At 67.0% G+C, this 15642-nt stretch carries 13 protein-coding genes; 2 read left to right on the top strand and 11 right to left on the bottom strand.

Annotated elements, in window-relative coordinates:
• Window positions 1-132 precede the first annotated feature (132 nt).
• On the top strand, window positions 133-1875 hold the full coding sequence (locus NCS03_RS24970) for a cyclic peptide export ABC transporter (protein ID WP_250530014.1): 1743 nt from the start codon (window positions 133-135) through the stop codon (window positions 1873-1875).
• A gap of 30 nt (window positions 1876-1905) precedes the next feature.
• On the opposite strand, the gene NCS03_RS24965 is transcribed toward NCS03_RS24970, so the two are convergent.
• The 7 genes from NCS03_RS24965 to NCS03_RS24935 form a co-directional block, all read right to left on the bottom strand.
• Entirely contained in the window at window positions 1906-2859 is a 954-nt protein-coding gene (locus NCS03_RS24965; RefSeq protein ID WP_051996440.1) for an ABC transporter substrate-binding protein, read from the bottom strand.
• Complete coding sequence (fhuF, locus tag NCS03_RS24960) at window positions 2856-3614, bottom strand: siderophore-iron reductase FhuF (RefSeq protein WP_250530013.1); 759 nt, start codon at window positions 3612-3614, stop codon at window positions 2856-2858. Before fhuF ends, NCS03_RS24965 begins: the two co-directional genes overlap by 4 nt.
• Window positions 3611-5695, bottom strand: a complete 2085-nt coding sequence (fhuB, locus tag NCS03_RS24955; RefSeq protein WP_250530012.1) for a Fe(3+)-hydroxamate ABC transporter permease FhuB — start codon at window positions 5693-5695, stop codon at window positions 3611-3613. The genes fhuF and fhuB overlap by 4 nt, the downstream gene beginning before the upstream one ends.
• Before the next feature lie 94 nt (window positions 5696-5789).
• Window positions 5790-6605, bottom strand: a complete 816-nt coding sequence (locus NCS03_RS24950; protein ID WP_250437156.1) for an ABC transporter ATP-binding protein — start codon at window positions 6603-6605, stop codon at window positions 5790-5792.
• Window positions 6602-7600 (bottom strand): TauD/TfdA family dioxygenase, encoded by a 999-nt coding sequence (locus NCS03_RS24945; protein ID WP_008347633.1) that lies wholly within the window; start codon window positions 7598-7600, stop codon window positions 6602-6604. The genes NCS03_RS24950 and NCS03_RS24945 overlap by 4 nt, the downstream gene beginning before the upstream one ends.
• Window positions 7600-7845 (bottom strand): MbtH family protein, encoded by a 246-nt coding sequence (locus NCS03_RS24940; RefSeq protein WP_008347630.1) that lies wholly within the window; start codon window positions 7843-7845, stop codon window positions 7600-7602. The genes NCS03_RS24945 and NCS03_RS24940 overlap by 1 nt, the downstream gene beginning before the upstream one ends.
• A gap of 37 nt (window positions 7846-7882) precedes the next feature.
• Window positions 7883-8578 carry an RNA polymerase factor sigma-70 gene (locus NCS03_RS24935; RefSeq protein ID WP_008347629.1) on the bottom strand — a complete coding sequence of 232 codons (696 nt, stop codon included), beginning with the start codon at window positions 8576-8578 and terminating at the stop codon, window positions 7883-7885.
• Between the two features lie 297 nt (window positions 8579-8875).
• Between NCS03_RS24935 and NCS03_RS24930 the strand changes: the two genes are divergently transcribed.
• Window positions 8876-10021: a GGDEF domain-containing protein gene (locus tag NCS03_RS24930; RefSeq protein WP_250530011.1), complete on the top strand. Its 1146-nt coding sequence runs from the start codon at window positions 8876-8878 to the stop codon at window positions 10019-10021.
• A 3-nt stretch (window positions 10022-10024) separates the two neighbouring features.
• Here the strand turns inward: NCS03_RS24930 and NCS03_RS24925 are convergent, their stop codons facing one another.
• The 4 genes from NCS03_RS24925 to NCS03_RS24910 all read right to left on the bottom strand — a co-directional run bounded on the left by NCS03_RS24925 (window position 10025) and on the right by NCS03_RS24910 (window position 15603).
• Window positions 10025-11002, bottom strand: a complete 978-nt coding sequence (locus NCS03_RS24925; protein WP_250437153.1) for a M23 family metallopeptidase — start codon at window positions 11000-11002, stop codon at window positions 10025-10027.
• 286 nt (window positions 11003-11288) lie between these two features.
• Window positions 11289-12374 (bottom strand): lipocalin-like domain-containing protein, encoded by a 1086-nt coding sequence (locus NCS03_RS24920; RefSeq protein WP_250530010.1) that lies wholly within the window; start codon window positions 12372-12374, stop codon window positions 11289-11291.
• Window positions 12374-14917 (bottom strand): FtsX-like permease family protein, encoded by a 2544-nt coding sequence (locus tag NCS03_RS24915; RefSeq protein ID WP_250530009.1) that lies wholly within the window; start codon window positions 14915-14917, stop codon window positions 12374-12376. Before NCS03_RS24915 ends, NCS03_RS24920 begins: the two co-directional genes overlap by 1 nt.
• On the bottom strand, window positions 14914-15603 hold the full coding sequence (locus NCS03_RS24910) for an ABC transporter ATP-binding protein (RefSeq protein WP_008347621.1): 690 nt from the start codon (window positions 15601-15603) through the stop codon (window positions 14914-14916). The genes NCS03_RS24915 and NCS03_RS24910 overlap by 4 nt, the downstream gene beginning before the upstream one ends.
• Between the last annotated feature and the right edge of the window lie 39 nt (window positions 15604-15642).

Genomic DNA, 15642 nt, shown 5'->3' with positions numbered 1-15642 from the left:
ATTCGGGATGACGATTCGCGCGAAAAAATTTTTACCGCTTTTCATGCGCTAAAGATTCGTCGTGCTGAAACGTCTCTATGTAGAGGTGCGTTCAGCGCCGCTTTCCGACTTCAGTTCAGTGATGCCCTGCCAATGACTGCTATCCACGAGCCTTTAGATTCTCCCGCCACGCAGAAGCCCGCTGCGCGCCTCATCCTCGCGCTGCTCAAGCGCTCGCGCGGCGCATTCGCGGTGGCGCTCGTCGCCTGCGTGATGAACGGCATCGCGAGCGTGATGCTCGTCGCGACGCTCAATCGCGCGCTATCGACGCCTTCATCCGCCGATGGCGCGCTCGCCTGGCGCTTTGCGTTGTGCGCGGTCATCGCGCTCTTCACGCGCGTCGTATCGGGCGTGCTGTTCGCGCGGCTCTCGCAGGACACGATGGCGCAACTGCGCGAGCATGTCGCGCGGCGCGTGGCAGCGGCGGAGTTGCGCGATGTCGAGCGCATCGGCGCGGCGCCCGTTCAGTCCGTATTGACCGACGACGCCACCAATGTCTCCATGCTCTTCTTCGCGTTGCCGAACATCGTGATGCACGGATCGATCGTGTTCGGCTGCCTCGGCTATCTCGCGTGGCTGTCGTGGCCGGTTTGCCTGCTCGCGCTCGCGGCGATCATCACGGGATCGCTCGGCTATCACCTCGGCGACAAGCGCGCGATCGCTTCGCTCGAAGCGGCCGGGCAATCGCAGGACAAGCTGTTCGGCTATCTCGGCGCGCTCTTTGCGGGCGCGAAGGAATTGAAGCTGCATCGCGCGCGCTCGCAGCAGTTCGTCGATGGACAACTCGGCGCGGCAATCGGCGAAGTGCGCGATCATCGGCGGCGCGCGTTCAGCGCCTATGCGATCGGCGTGGGCTGGATCATCTTTCTGTTCTACGGCTTTCTCGGTGCTGCGGCGTTCTGGCCATCGCTCGGCGTGCGCGCGGATGCGGGCGCGACAGCAGGCTACGTTGTCGTGTTTCTGTTCATGCTGGTGCCGCTCGATGGTCTGCTCAACAACATTCCCACGCTGAACGCGGCGCGCGTTTCGCTGGCGCGCATCGAGAAGGTGATGGCAGAGTTCGGCAGTCTGCGCGTGTCTTCTGTTTCTGTTTCCTCCGCCGATGATGCGGGCTTTCACACGCTCACCATGCGCGGCGTCGCGCACTCGTATTTCCATGAACGCGACGAGCGCATGTTCCGCATCGGTCCCGTCGATCTGACGTTCAGGCCGGGTGAACTCGTGTTCATCGTCGGCGGAAACGGCAGCGGCAAGACCACGCTTGCGAAAGTGCTTACAGGGCTTTATGAGCCTGAATCGGGCGTGATCGAAGTCGATGGCGTCGCGGTCGATGCAACGAATCGCGCTGCATATCGCGAGCGTTTCACTGCCGTGTTCAACGACTTCCATCTGTTCGATGCGCTGCTCGGCATCGTCGATCCGAACGATGCGTCGCGCGCGGCCGCGGATGCCCGCGCGAATGCGCTCGTCGCGAAGCTGTCGCTGGATCACAAGGTGAAGGTCGTCGATGGCGCGTTCTCGACGCGCTCGCTTTCCACAGGTCAGCGCAAACGGCTTGCGCTGGTGGTCGCGTATCTCGAAGACCGTCCGCTCTATCTCTTCGATGAATGGGCCGCCGATCAGGACCCGGCATTCAAAGCGGTGTTCTACGAGCAGTTGTTGCCGGAGTTGCGTGCGCGTGGCAAGACTGTCATCGTCGTGACGCATGACGACCGCTATTTCTCCATCGCGGATCGCGTGCTGAAGCTGGAGAACGGAATGGTCGTGAACGAGACGCGCGGCGGCGGCGTGAGAGCGGCAACGCTCGACGTTCAGGCGAATGGCACATCGGGTTGAACGATGAACGGGGCGCAAGGCCCCGTTTTTTCAATGCTTCGGCAACGCAAGCAGCTTTTCGGTAATCATGTCGCCGAGCTTCAACGCCGACATCGGCCCGCCGAATCCCCAGATATTCGGTTCGACGAGCGTCACGCGCTGTGCCTTCTTCGCGGGCACGAAGCGCCATATCGGCGAATCGAGTGTGGCATCGACGGACGTCGCCGCATTCGATGTCGTCACGAACAGCACGGCCACATCCGGCCGCTTCAGGAAGTCCGCCGACGTCACATACACCGTGCCTTCGCGCGTGGGCTTTTCAGGCCACAGATGAACGCCGAGCGCACGCGCGACGCCCGCCGCCGTGCTGTTACCCGTATAAGCCCAGTATCGGTCGGGCAGGCCGAGGTCTTGCAACAGCGCGAAGCGCGTGCCCGTCAAACCCGCTTCCTTCAGACGCGCGGCATCGCGAGCCAGTCCCGCATCGAGCTTGGCATCGGCGATGCGCGCCTGCTCTTCGCGTCCTGTCATGCACGCGATCGTGTGAAAGATGCTGCGCGTCCATTCGAGCTGCGTGCGCGCGCCGTCGGCTTTGCCGTTCTGCACATCCGGGCTGAATTGAAACAGCACCGTCGGCGCGATGCGATCCAGCGCCGCGAAAATCGGCGCATGTCGATAACCCACGCCGATGATCAGATCCGGCCGCGTCGATGCGATCGCTTCCAGACTCGGTTCCTGACGCGTGCCGACCGCCGGCACGCCTTCGAAGCGCGCGCTGTCGTAGCCGATCCAGCCGTCGTAATACTCGGGATCGACGACACCGACGGGCGTCATGTCGAGCGCGGCCACGTCTTCGGCGAACATGAATTCGAGCACGACGATGCGCAACGGGCGCGCAGGCATCGTCTTACTGAATTGCGACACGGTCGGATTGCCGGCGAGCGGCGCGCAGGCGAGCGCGCGCTGACCGGAGAACGCGATGCACAGACACGCTCCAAGCGCTATCGAGAGATGGCGTCTTGCAAAGCGAGTTCTTCGTCGCGCATCGTCAAAAGCAGCGGGCAGCTTGCGCACAGTTGCGTCTCTCCGGGAATCTCATAGCGCACGCAGCATACGCGGCGCGCGCGAAACGGGTTGGGCAGAAGCGTCGATCGCGGCGTCGCATCGCGGATCGGCGTGCGCAGCGGATTCGCATCGCCGGCGCGAAAGAGCCAGGCCGCGTCGATATCGGCATCGCTAAAAATCGACCGGCAATTCGCGAGCAAATAGTCCAGCACGTTGCCCGCGTTGCTCCACAGCACGCGCGGTGCGATCTTCGTCATGCCCGCGATCATGCCGATCACGCGGTCCAGATGCGCGACGAGACTCGCATAGCGGCGCGCGGGATCGGCATCGGGTGCGCGCAATGCATCGGCATCGAAATGAAGCGCGGCGGGCATGCCCTCTTTCAGCACGAGATGCGTGCGTTCGGGCGACATATCGAGCGGACGCCCGAGCAGCCTCGCCGCCGCCACGCCCGCGGGCGCCGCGAGGCCGAAGTAGTACTTGCTCCATTGCGACAGCAGCGCGCGCGCATGAAGCGCGGCATCGCCGCCATAGAGCGCGATCATCGCGGCGAGCAATGCATCGCGATGATCGGCGAGCGATGTCAGCGCGATGCGTTGTGCATCGTCGTCCGGCTTGCCGAGCCACACGTTCTGCAGATACGGCGCAAGCTCGGGCGGCGCGAATTCAGCGAAGGAACGCGCTTGCTCTGTCATCGCGCGCGACCCTTCTCGCGACGCGTTTCGATGACGAGCAGCGCCAGCATGTAAGGCGCGCCGATCAGCGCGGTCAGCACGCCCGCCGGAATCTCGCGCGGCGCGAGCAGGGTGCGCGCGGCGAGATCGGCGGCGGCGAGCACGAGCGCGCCCAGCAATGCCGCGAGCCAGAGCCGCGTGCCGTGCGTGCGCGCGCCGAGCATCGTCGCGAGATGCGGCGCCATCAGGCCGATGAAGCCGACCGGTCCGACCGCCGCCACCGCCGCGCACGCGGCGAGCGTCGCGACCGTGAGCACGAGCGGACGCAGGAGCGCGATCGGCAGGCCGAGCGCCAGCGCCTGTTCGTCGCCGAGCGCGAGCAGATCGAGCGGACGCGCGAGCAACGCCAGCACCGGCAGCGCGAGCGCGCACCACGGCAGGATCGTCGCGACTTCGCCCCAGCTTCGCCCATACGTGCCGCCGACGAGCCACACGACAAAACGCGCCGGCTGCACGCTCTGCTGCGTGATGAGCCATTGCGCGAGCGTCGTGCATAACGTGCCGATGACGATGCCCGTCAACGCCACCGCGAGCGGCGCGTATCGATGCCGCCGATTGAAAAGCAGCGTGATGGCGAGCGTCGCGCCGCCGCCGGTCAACGCGGCCGCCGCGAGAAAGAGATGCCCGGCGAGCGGCCAGATCATCAGCGCGGCGAGCGTCGCGAGACCCGCGCCTTGCGTCACGCCGAGCACTTCCGGTCCGGCGAGCGGATTGCGCACGATGCTCTGCATCAGCACGCCGCTCGATGCGAGCAGCGCGCCCGCGAGCAACGCGCACAAAAGACGCGGCACGCGCAGTTCGAGCAGCATGCGGGCGATGTCGTCGCGATGCGCGAGCGCATCGATCCAGCGCGCGGGGCCGAGCATCGTCGGACCGATGGATGCGCCGATCGCGAGCACCGCGCATCCGATGGCGAGGAGCAAAGCGGCGAGCGCAGGCGACGGCCACGCGGACAACGCCCGCACCGCGCCCATGCCGCGCCGCGCCGATTCGCGCGCCTGGCCCGCGTGCAGCGCGCCGGACCACGCCGCGCCGCTCCTGATCATCGCGAGCATCAGCGGCGCGCCGACGAATGCGATCGCGACGCCCGTCGACAAGGTCGAATCGAGATCGAGCGCGAGCACGGCGCTGTCGGTCGCGAGCACGAGCGCGCCGCCCGCGAGCGCGGAGAGCGGCACGAGCGCCGCGAGCTTCGACGCTTTCGCGCCGCGCAGGTGACGCAGCAGATTCGGCGCGATCAGCCCGACGTACGACAGCGGGCCCGCGATCGCCACCGCGACGCTCGCGAAGCCGACCGCGACCGTCATCGCGAAGAGGCGCGTCGCATCGACGTTCACGCCGGCGGAGGCAGCGGCATCGTCGCCGAGCGCGAACGGATCGAGCGGGCGCATCACGAACGGCAGCGCGAGAAGCGGCAACACGAGCCAGCGCAGCGCCGACATCAATCCCGTCGCGCCGGGCTGATACAGACTGCCGCTCGCCCACAGCGACGCGCCGACGACCGTCTGCTCGAAGAACGCGAGCAAGAGCGTCGAGACCGCGGAAAAAAGCAGCATGCACACGCTGCCCGCGAGCACGAGGCGCAAGGGCGTCGCGCGCCAGCCGCCCGCCGCGGCCGCGACGCAACCCGCCGCCGCGAGCCCGCATACGAACAGCAACGGCACCGACGCCGCGCCGACGACCTCCGGCGCGATCATCGCCGCGAGCAGCCCGAGCTGCGCGCCGCCGGTGATGCCGAGCAGATCGGGCGCGGCGAGCGGATTGCGCGTCAGCGCCTGAAAGAGCGTGCCCGCGACCGCGAGACAGCCGCCCGCGACGAGCGCGGCGGCCACGCGCGGCGCGCCCAGATCGAAGAGAAAGACATGCGCGAGACGCGCGGCATCCGTGCCCGATGGCGCATCGAGCCACGCGCGCAGTTCGGGATAGAGACGCAGCGCGGCCAGCGCGAGAATCAGCGCGATCAACGCACACGCGATCGCGCCCGCGCGATTCGGCGCGGCCACGCGATGCCGCGATGCGTTTGCCGTGGCGAGCGTCGTCATGTCGTTCGGCGTCCGGCGATCAGATCGATGACGAGCGACACGCGCGCCCAGAACGAATGCGCGCGATGCAGGCGGCGGCGAGTCGCGAGCGTCGTCATGCGGCGATGCTCCGTTCTTCGACGCCATCGTAAGCGGGCACGCACATCGGCGCGCCCGTCTGCGGATGCGTGACGCGCAGCATGCGAACGCCGAAAGTCTCCAGCAAATGACGCGGATCGATCATCGCTTCGGGCGAGCCTTGCGCGACGATACGCCCCGCGCGCATCAGCACGATTTCGTCGGAGAACGCCGCCGCCTGATTCAGGTCGTGCAGCACCCAGACGATCGTGAGTCCGCGCTCGCGATTGAGCCGCCGCAATTCCCGCAGGATGTCGAGCTGATGATGGATATCGAGGTACGTCGTCGGCTCGTCGAGCAGCACGATCGGCGCTTCCTGCGCGAGCGCCATCGCGATCCACGCACGCTGACGCTCGCCGCCGGAAAGCGCGGCGACATCGCGCGCGGCATCGTCGACGAGTCCGCTCGCGTCGAGCGCCGCATCGATCGCCGCGTGGTCCGCGCGCGTGAGACCGCGCATCCAGCCGCCGTGCGCGTAGCGTCCGTAGGCGACGAGTTCGCGCACCGTGAGTCCCGCCGGAATCTGATTGAACTGCGCGAGCATGGTGAGCGTGCGGGCGAGCGCGCGGCGGCGCATCGATGCGAGCGGCTTGCCGTTCACGTCGACCGATCCCGCGCGCGCCGCCTGCAAACCGGCGAGCGTGCGCAACAACGTGCTCTTGCCGCAGCCGTTCGGTCCGCATAACGCGGTGACGCGCCCTTCGGCGATATCGATGTCGAGGTTTTCCAGTACGACGTCGTCGCGATAGGCGACCGTCAACGAACGCGCGCGCAGCGCCACGGGCAATGTCATCGCGCCTCGCGGTAACTCTGCGCCATCGCCACGACGACGCGGCGCGGTCCTTCGAACGGATCGCGCGCGTGCGCGGTCAGCATGTTGTCGAGCATCAGCACGTCGCCGGTGAGCCACGGAAATGCGATGCGCTTTTCGTCGAGCACCGCGCGGATCTCGGCGAGCGCATCGGCTTCGAGCGGCGCGCCGTCGCCGTAAAAGACGTTGCGCGGCACGTTTTCCAATCCGACGGCATCGACGAGCGCTTCCTGCATGTCGTCGTCGAGCGCGGAAAGATGAAAGAGATTCGCCTGATTGAACCAGACCATGTCGCCCGTGCGCGGATGCCGCGCGACCGCCTGACAACGCTCTTCCGTGCGCAGCAGCAGTTCGCCGTCGTCGCTGTCGCGCCACGCGCACGCAATCCCGCGCGCCGCGCAGATGCGCTCGACCTCGCGCGGATCGTCCGTGCCGAACGCGTTCTGCCACGGCAGATCGAGTCCTTGCCCGAAGTTGCGCACGTACAGCAGCTCGCGCTTCGCGAAGCGTTCGACGAGCGCCGGACCGAGCGCGCGATACACCGCGCGGCTGTCGGCGATCGGTGTCGCACCGCCCGCACGCGCCGCGAGCGCGCAGTGGAACCAGATGCGCATCGGCCATTCGCGCGTGTACGACTGCTCGTTGTGCAGCGGAATCGAGCGATGCGGCGGATATTCCGTCGACGTGTACACCGCGCCCTCGACCTGGCTGCGCGGCGTCGAGGCGAATTCGTAGCCGATCAGCGGATCGCCGAACGACGCGGCGAATTGCTGGAACGCCTCGATCGACTCGACGCGAAAGCCGGTGAAGCGCACGCCGCCCGCGCGTTCGAGCGATTCCGCGACGATCGAATGCAGCAGCGGCGCGGCATCGGCGAGCGACAGATCGACGCCCGCGCGCGGCGATACGACGACCGGCAAGCCCGGCTCGATCCGCAGATCGGCGAGCGCGGGCGCGGTCACGGAGAGCGCGCTCATCAGTTCAGGCTCGCGCGTGCTTGTGTGGCGATGGCGTCCATGTGACGGCGCAGGCTCGCGGGGCGCATGTCGGTCCAGACCTGTTCGATGTACGCGAGGCAATCGGCCTTCGCGCCGCGCTTGCCGGCTTCGCGCCATCCCGCGGGCACGTCGCGGAACGTCGGCCAGATCGAATACTGCTCTTCGTCGTTGATGACGACCGTGTAGACGAGATCGTCGGCTGCGTGGTTCTGCTGTTGCGACATGGTGATGTCTCTCTCTCTGCGAGTTGGCCTATATCGACTAGACGGATGAGCGGCGCGCTTTTTTACCGCCGACGAACGCCGGACACGCGACATTGCGTTCGCGCGCGTCGAGGCAAGCGGCGCAATGCTGCTGGGCGTCGCGCACCATGAAGTGCACGAGCGTCTGCGAGACGTTCAGCGCGCGCGCCGCGCTTTGCAGCGTCTCGTCGCGCAGCCGCACCATTTCGAAGGCGGCGCGATTGCGCTCGGGCAACTGCGCGAGCGCATCGCAGACGCGGTGCAGCGTATCGCGGGCCTGCGCGCGCGCTTCGGGCGAGAGTTCGTGCGAGGGCACGTCGAGGCCGTCCTCCTCGTCCGCGCGATAGATGTTTTCGAGGCTTTGCCGCCTGCACGCGTCGATCGACGCATTGCGCACCATGCGCGCGATGTAGCCCATCGGCTGACGCACGGCGTCCTGCTGCGGCAAGTCGATGAGACTGACGAAGACGTCATGCACCACGTCCTCGGCACGGCTCGCGCAACCGACGACGCCGCGCGCCATGTTCACGAGCATCTGCCGGTTGGCGATGGCGAGATCGAGCAGGCTGCGCCCGGTGGCTTCGCGCTCGGGCGGCGCCGGACGCGCGACGGCGGGTTCGCGCCGATGCCAGTAAGCATCGAGAGGCAGATTCGAAGGCGGCGGCGAGGTCGAAGAACGCTTCGACGATGCCGGCTGTATGTGCATGTAAGCCATAAATCGTGCTCCACTTCCGTAGGAGTCGCGAAGCTAACGTAAACGCGAATCGTTCTCAATAAAGCCCTACATGACAGCAGGTCGTAAGGTTTCGCGCGATTCGGACGGATTCCCTGAGCGGATATGGGCGCGCGCGAAGCGGACAAAAAGTCAAGAACACGCCGCGAATAACTATTTTTTATCGCCTATTTCCAACCGATTGCGCGCCGTTGTTAAGCGGCGGCCTACTAAAGTTTCGATGCGAACGACCGTTATCCGCAGTGTGGTCCGGCCCGACCGTGACGCGAAAAGCCCGATATGGAACAACAAACTGAGGTGTTCACCCTGCCGCGCGGACGTGCGGCGACGTGGTTGCTGCACGCGGGAGCCGACATTCCCCGCGCGATCCGCGTCGCCCTCGTCGGAAGCCTGTTCGGCACGCTGCCGATATTCGCGGGCGGCGTGCTGAACACGGTCGCCGTCGCGTGGGTGCTGGACAACCGCCATCCGACGCCCGCTTTCCACATCTGGCTCGCGCTCGAAATCGCCGTGTGTCTCGTGCGGCTCGTCGTGCTCGTCGTCGCGCGACGCCGCGCGCGCGAGCGCAAATCGACGCTGACGGATACCTACGTGCTTCTCGCGCCGCTTTGGGGCGCAACCGTCGGCTACGGCGCGCTGGTCTCCGTGCTGTCGGGCGACTGGGTCGCCGCGACGCTGTCGTTTCTGTCCGCCGCCGCGATGGTCGGCGGCATCTGCTTCCGCAATTTCGGCGCGCCGCGTCTCGTCGCGGTGATGATCTTTTTGTCGCTCGGGCCGTGCTGCATCGGCGCGGTGCTCTCGGGCGAGCCGACGCTCTGGCTCACGCTTTTGCAAATCCCGTTTTATCTTTTTGCGATGAGCGCCGCCGCGTGGCGTCTGAACGGCATGCTCGTCTCCACGATGAAAGCCGAACAGGAAAACGATCGCCGCGCGCGCCACGACGAACTGACCGGGCTCCTCAACCGCGCGGGTCTTTTCCGGGCGGTCCGGTCGAGCGCGCCAGAGCACACCGCCCTGCTCTATCTCGATCTCGACGGCTTCAAGGCCATCAACGACGCCCACGGCCACGAAATCGGCGATACGCTGCTCGCGCTGGTCGCGCGCCGTTTGCGGCATCTGTCGGGCGAAGGATCGCTGGTCGCGCGGCTCGGCGGCGACGAGTTCGTGATCGTCACGCCGCCGCAGGCCGATCCGCTCGCGCTCGCGGATGTCATCGTGCGCGAGTTGTCGAAGCCCTTCGTCACCGATGCCGGCGCGATGCTGGAGATCGGCGTGAGCATCGGCGTCGCGATGTTCGATCATCATCACGACGAACTCGACGGCGTGCTGCGCGACGCCGACAACGCGCTCTACGAAGCCAAGCGCGCAGGCAAGAGCCGCCGCGTTCTTGCGGCCGTGCGGGAATCGGCCGGTCTCGCCGTCTGAACGTCAGCCGTTGAGCTCGGCGCTCAGCGCTTCCGCTTCCCTCGCGAATCGCTGGCGTTCTTCGCCGTGCAGACGATCGTCGCCGGGAAGATCGACGGTGAGCGGATCCATCGCGACGTCATCGACGTGCACTTCGTAGTGCAGATGCGGTCCGGTCGCCCAACCCGTTTCGCCGACATAGCCGATCACCTGCCCGCGCTGCACCGTTCCGCCAGTCCTGATGCCTTTCGCGAAACGCGAAAGATGCGCGTAGACGGTCGAATACGGCGGCGGATTTTCCAGCATGACGACCTTGCCGTAACCCGTCTGCCTGCCGACAAACGTCACCTTGCCCTGCGCCGTCGCGTGCACCGGCGTCCCGATGGGCGCGGCGAGATCGACGCCGTCGTGACTTTGCCAGCGATGCACGACCGGATCGAACCTTCGCAGCGAGAAGTCCGACGACACCCGCGTGAACGCAACCGGATAGCGCGAGAACGCGGGTTTCGTGCTCTTGCCGTCCTTCGCGTAATAGCGCGTTTCGCCGTTCGGATCGCGATAAAGGAACACGTCGTGCGATGACGATCCGGTCGTCAGACGCACGGCGAGCGGCGGGTCATCGGCGGTTGCGCTGCCTTGCGGACGGTCATAGACCACGCTGAGCGTGTCGCCTTTTCTGAGATCGCGCCGCATGTCGACGTTGCTCGCGAACGCTTCGGTGAGCGTCGCGATCGTCCCTTGGTCGATGCCGAGGCTTTGCGCGGCATCGGAGAACGTCTCGTCGACGGTCGCGCTTTCAGTGGTGCGTGTCGGCGCGGGCGGCGTTTTCGGCGCGGCGCGTTGGGGCAGCGAGACCGCGGGCGCCTCGTCCTTATCGGCCAAAGCCGCGGTCGGACGATGCAGCGCGTTGCAGATCACGACCGTACAGATGGAACCGATCGCGCAAGTGAAAAGCAGTCGGCCTGCCTTGCCGGGCAAGGCGTTGGAAGAAGATAAAGGCATCGGCGGGAGGCGGATCGAGCGACGCGCGCTTAGGGCGCATCGGTCGAGGGATCAGAAGGCGCGGCGCGGGCCGCGAGCGTCGGGAAACCCGCGCGTCATTCGATCTGCCGCGAAAGCGGGTAAATCGTCGGGGATCTTTGGACAAAAAGGCGCGCTGACATGGAAAGGCGAGACGGCGGAGGCGTGTCGAGCGAGACTATGAGACTTTTCTTAAACGAAGCTTAAGCTGCCCCTTTTTACGCTTTTGTACGAAGTTTCGCTACAGTTGCACGAGGATGCCGCCACTTCACCGCTTTTCGATCTCGATCGTCCTTGCGTATCCCGTCAGTTCGAGATATCCGCGTCCTTTTCCGCCGTCGCCGTCGAGCGTGACCGCGCCTTCCCAGTACAGCGCGCCGGTCGAATCGCGCGAGTCGAGTTCCTGATCGTCGATGAGCGGAGTCAGCCGCCAACGCATTGCGCCGACGCGCAGGTTCATCGCCACCGGATACGTCGTGTTCGTGCGTGGCGAGCGCCACTCGCGCTCGGGCGTGAATTCCACATCGCCGGGGCCGAATTGTCGGGTGCGGCCGTCGCGATCGCGCAAAGCGGCGTGCGCCCAGACCGAATGGCCGTCGCGGGCGCGGACCTTGAAGGCCATCAGCGCGGAGCCGTCGTCGAGATTCGCGCCGAGCCAGTCCCAGCCGGCCGCATCGGATGGCAGCAACGTGCTCGACCATTCGTGATCGAGCCAGGCACGGCCCGTCACGGCGACGCCCGCATTCGCCTTTGCCGATGACGATGGCCGCACGACGCTGCCCGTCACCTTGAGCTGCGGCTCGCTGTAGTAATAGCTCGCCTGCTCCGGCGAAGGCCCTTTGCGCGAGTAGCCGCCTTCGCCTTGGAACATCGGCGGCTGCGTCGGCGTGAAGGTGAGATGGAGCGCGAATCCGGCGGCATCGGCGATGACCGTGTAGCTGCCGTCCGCCGCGCGCGACATGCGCCATGCGTCGAGCTTGACGTCGGTGTTGCCTTCCTTCGCGTACGCTAGACCGAAGCCCTGCCGCGCGATGTTCTGATCGTGCGCGAGCCGCCCGTACGCGGGATCGGACAACGCCGCATGCGCGATGACGAGTTGCGACGGATCGAACGCGCTCTTGCCGTGCTTCTTACCGGTGTTCGAGCGAAAGAACGTGATCTGAAACCCGAGCGGCTGGTGCTCCGCCGTCTCGAGCCAGCCGGTCGCGTACCACCATTCCGTGCGATACGGCGGATGCGCGCCGCTGTCCTTCGGCCAGTCGATGACGTGGCCGGGCGCGACGGGCGCGAACTTCGGCTCGCCGGCGAATGCGGTCATCGACATGAGCATCAACGCGAAAAGCAGCGCGCGCATCACCAGTCCTCCCGCACGGCGCGCACCGCATCGACCGACACGGCGCGCCGGCCCGACAGCACCGCCGTCGCGCACGACGACACCATCATCACGCACGCGATCGCCGCGATCATCGTCGACGGAATGTGCAGCGACATGCTCCAGTGAAACGACTGCGGATTCACGACGAACACGAGAATCAGGCTGATCGCGAAGCCGAGCACGCAGCCCATCGCGATGCCGAGCAGCGTGAGCCAGCCCGCTTCCGAAGCGAGCAGCCCGAGAATCTGCGCGCGCGTCACGCCGACGTGCCGCAGCATGCCGAATTCGCGCGAGCGCGCGAGCGTCTGCATCGAAAACGTCGCGCCGACGCCGAACAGCCCGATGACGATCGCGACCGCTTCGAGCAGATACGTCACGGCGAAACTGCGGTCGAAAATGGTCAGCGTGCGCGCGCGGATCTCGCCCGGTTGCGAGAATTCGAGCGCGCCGCCGAAGGGCAGCTTTTTGATCGCGTCGATGACCTGCGCCGCGCCCGAACCCGCGCGCAACGTAATGGCGATGTCGGTGGCGGCCGTGTCGCCGGTCAGCCGCCGATAGTCCGCGATACGCATTTGCAGCGCGCCCGTCTGCCGCACGTAGTCGCGCCATATGCCCGCGACGACGAAACGCTCGCCCGCGCCGCCGACGGGCAAGCTCACGCGCTCGCCCACGCGATAGCCATACAGATCGGCCATCGCTTCCGAGGCCCAGACGGGCGTTTCGCCCGCGCGCCACGCGGATGGCGGCAACGCATCGCCGGTCATCTGCAACGTCGCGCCGGGATCGGCGGCGTCGAGCTCGCGCGCGATCAGCGCGACCGGCGGCTTCGCGGGATCGAGCGTCAGCTTCGTCGCGCGCGTGAACGCCGCGTGCGCGACGCCATCGACTGCTGCGATCTGCGTTTGCTGATCGGGCTGCAAGCCGCCCGTGTCGCCGCTCGATGCGATCCGCACATAAAGATCCGCCGACAGCAGATGCGCGAGCCAGTCTTCGACGGACACGCGAAAGCTCGTCACCATGATCGCCATCGCGACGATCAGCGTGAAGCTCGACAGCACGCCGCCCATCGCGATCGATGCCTGCCCGGGCGCATTGGCGAGACGCGCGAGCGCGAGCGTCGCGACGGCGTTGCGCGGTTTCATCGCGCGGCGGAACACGACTGCCGTGACACGCGGCATCAGCGCGATGCCGCCGACGAGCAGCAGCGCGACGGCGAGATAACCGCCGATGGGCGCATCGAAAACGGGCGGCGCCTGCGTCAGCGCCGCGCCTGCCGCGAGGCACGCGAGCGCGGGCCACGGCGTGCCGAGCGGTGCGAGCGCGGCTTCTTCGCTGCCCGCCTTCAACGCGGGCGCGGGCCGGGCGCGCGCCGCTTCGAGCGCGGGAACGAGCGTGCCCGCGAGCGCGACGCCGATGCCCAGCGCGAGAAAGATCGCGCTCGCTAGCGGATCGAAGACGACGCGCGGCTCGACGCCCGGAAAATATCCGCCGCCGAGATCGCTGCCGAAAAAGCGCAACGCGAGCGCCGCGACCGTGAAGCCGAGCGCGATGCCGAGCACGCCGCCCACCACGCCGAGCAGCGCGCCTTCGAGCATGATCTGCCGCACGAGCGATGCGCGCGTCATGCCGAGCACGCGCAGCATCGCGAATTGCGCGCGACGGCGCACGACGCCCGCGGCTTGCGTCGAGAACACGAGAAACGCGCCGGTAAACAGCGCGACGAGCGCGAGCACGTTCATATTGATGCGATACGCGCGCGACAGCCGGTCCGTCCGGCTCTCGATATCCTGCGTGCCGGTCACGACGAGCCGCGCGCCGAGTTCGCGTTGCAGCGTCTCGCGGAACGCATCGCGATCGACGCCGCGCGCGAGTTGCACATCCACGCGCGATAGCTTGCCCGCCATGCCGAAGCGGTTCTGCACGGCGGCGATATCCATCACCGCGATGCGCTGGCCGGGACGCGTTCGCGCGATGCCGCCCGCGACGCGCAACGTCACCGGCGACGTGCCGCTTTGCAATTCGATGCGTCCGCCATCGCGCGCGCCGAGCCAGGCGAGCGCGGCGGGCGAAAGAAAGATCGCGTCATCGGCGAGAACATCGAACGATGCTTCCGGCGAGGGCACGCCGGTCAGGTCCGGCGCGATGCGCTTCGCGCGGAACACGTCGATGCCGAGCACCTTGAGCGGCGCGTTCTTGCCGGGCACGGCGACATCGAGTTCGAGCACCGGACTCGCGGCGGCCACGCCCGCGCGCGTCGCGAGCCGCGGATAAACGCTCTCGTCGATGAAAGGCTGCGCGCCGCGCACTTGCAAGTCGGCTTGACCGGAAAGGCTGCGCGCGGCGGCGGAAAACTCGTTGAACGCCGCGCCGTTGATGAGTTGCACCGCATAACCGAGCCCGACGCCGAGCGCGATCGTCAGCATGGCGACGAGCGCGCGTCCGCGATGGCTGCGCCATTGCGCGCCGAGCAGCCAGCGCGTGAGCGTGTCGAAGAATCCGCATCCGGCGGCGATATCGCTCATCGGGCGAGCGTCGCGGCGTGCAAGGCGCCGTCGCGCAGAATCACGACGCGATCCGCGAACGCGGCCGCCGCTTCGGAATGCGTGACCATCACCGTCGCGGCGCGCGTCGCCTTGGTTTCGGCGCGCAGCAATTCGAGCACTTCGTGCGCGGTCTGCGGATCGAGATTGCCGGTGGGTTCATCGGCGAGAATGAGGCGCGGCCGATGCACCAGCGCGCGCGCAATCGCCACGCGCTGCAACTCGCCGCCGGAAAGCTGGCGCGGCATGTCATCGCCGCGTCCGTCGAGGCCGACCGCCGCGAGCATGGCGCGCGCGGGCGCGGGCGGCATGCCGTTCAGCAGCAGCGGCACCGCGACGTTCTGATACAGCGTCAGATGCGGCAGGACGTGAAACGCCTGGAACACGAAGCCGAGCTTTTGCCGGCGTAGGCGCGTGGCGGCGTCGTCGGGAAGCGTCGAGATCGATGCGCCGTCGATCAGCACGTCGCCGCTATCGGCGGTGTCGAGGCCCGCGATCAGATTGAGCAGCGTCGATTTGCCGACGCCCGAGTCGCCCATGATCGCGACGAACTCGCCCGCGCCGAGCGCGAAGTCGAGCGCGTCGAGCACGATGCGGCCGCTGCCGTAGGTTTTCGTCAGGCGGCGGCATTCGAGGGCGGGAGAAACGTTCGGGTCGGCGGGTCGCATGGCGCAAGGTCGTAGTTCGTGTCTGCGCAAGCATTGTGC

Origin of the sequence: Caballeronia sp. ATUFL_F1_KS4A (genome assembly GCF_023630905.1) — a bacterium.
Taxonomy (GTDB): domain Bacteria; phylum Pseudomonadota; class Gammaproteobacteria; order Burkholderiales; family Burkholderiaceae; genus Caballeronia; species Caballeronia zhejiangensis.
Note: the sequence above shows the minus strand (reverse complement) of the source record. Positions and strands in the feature narration are given on the sequence as shown.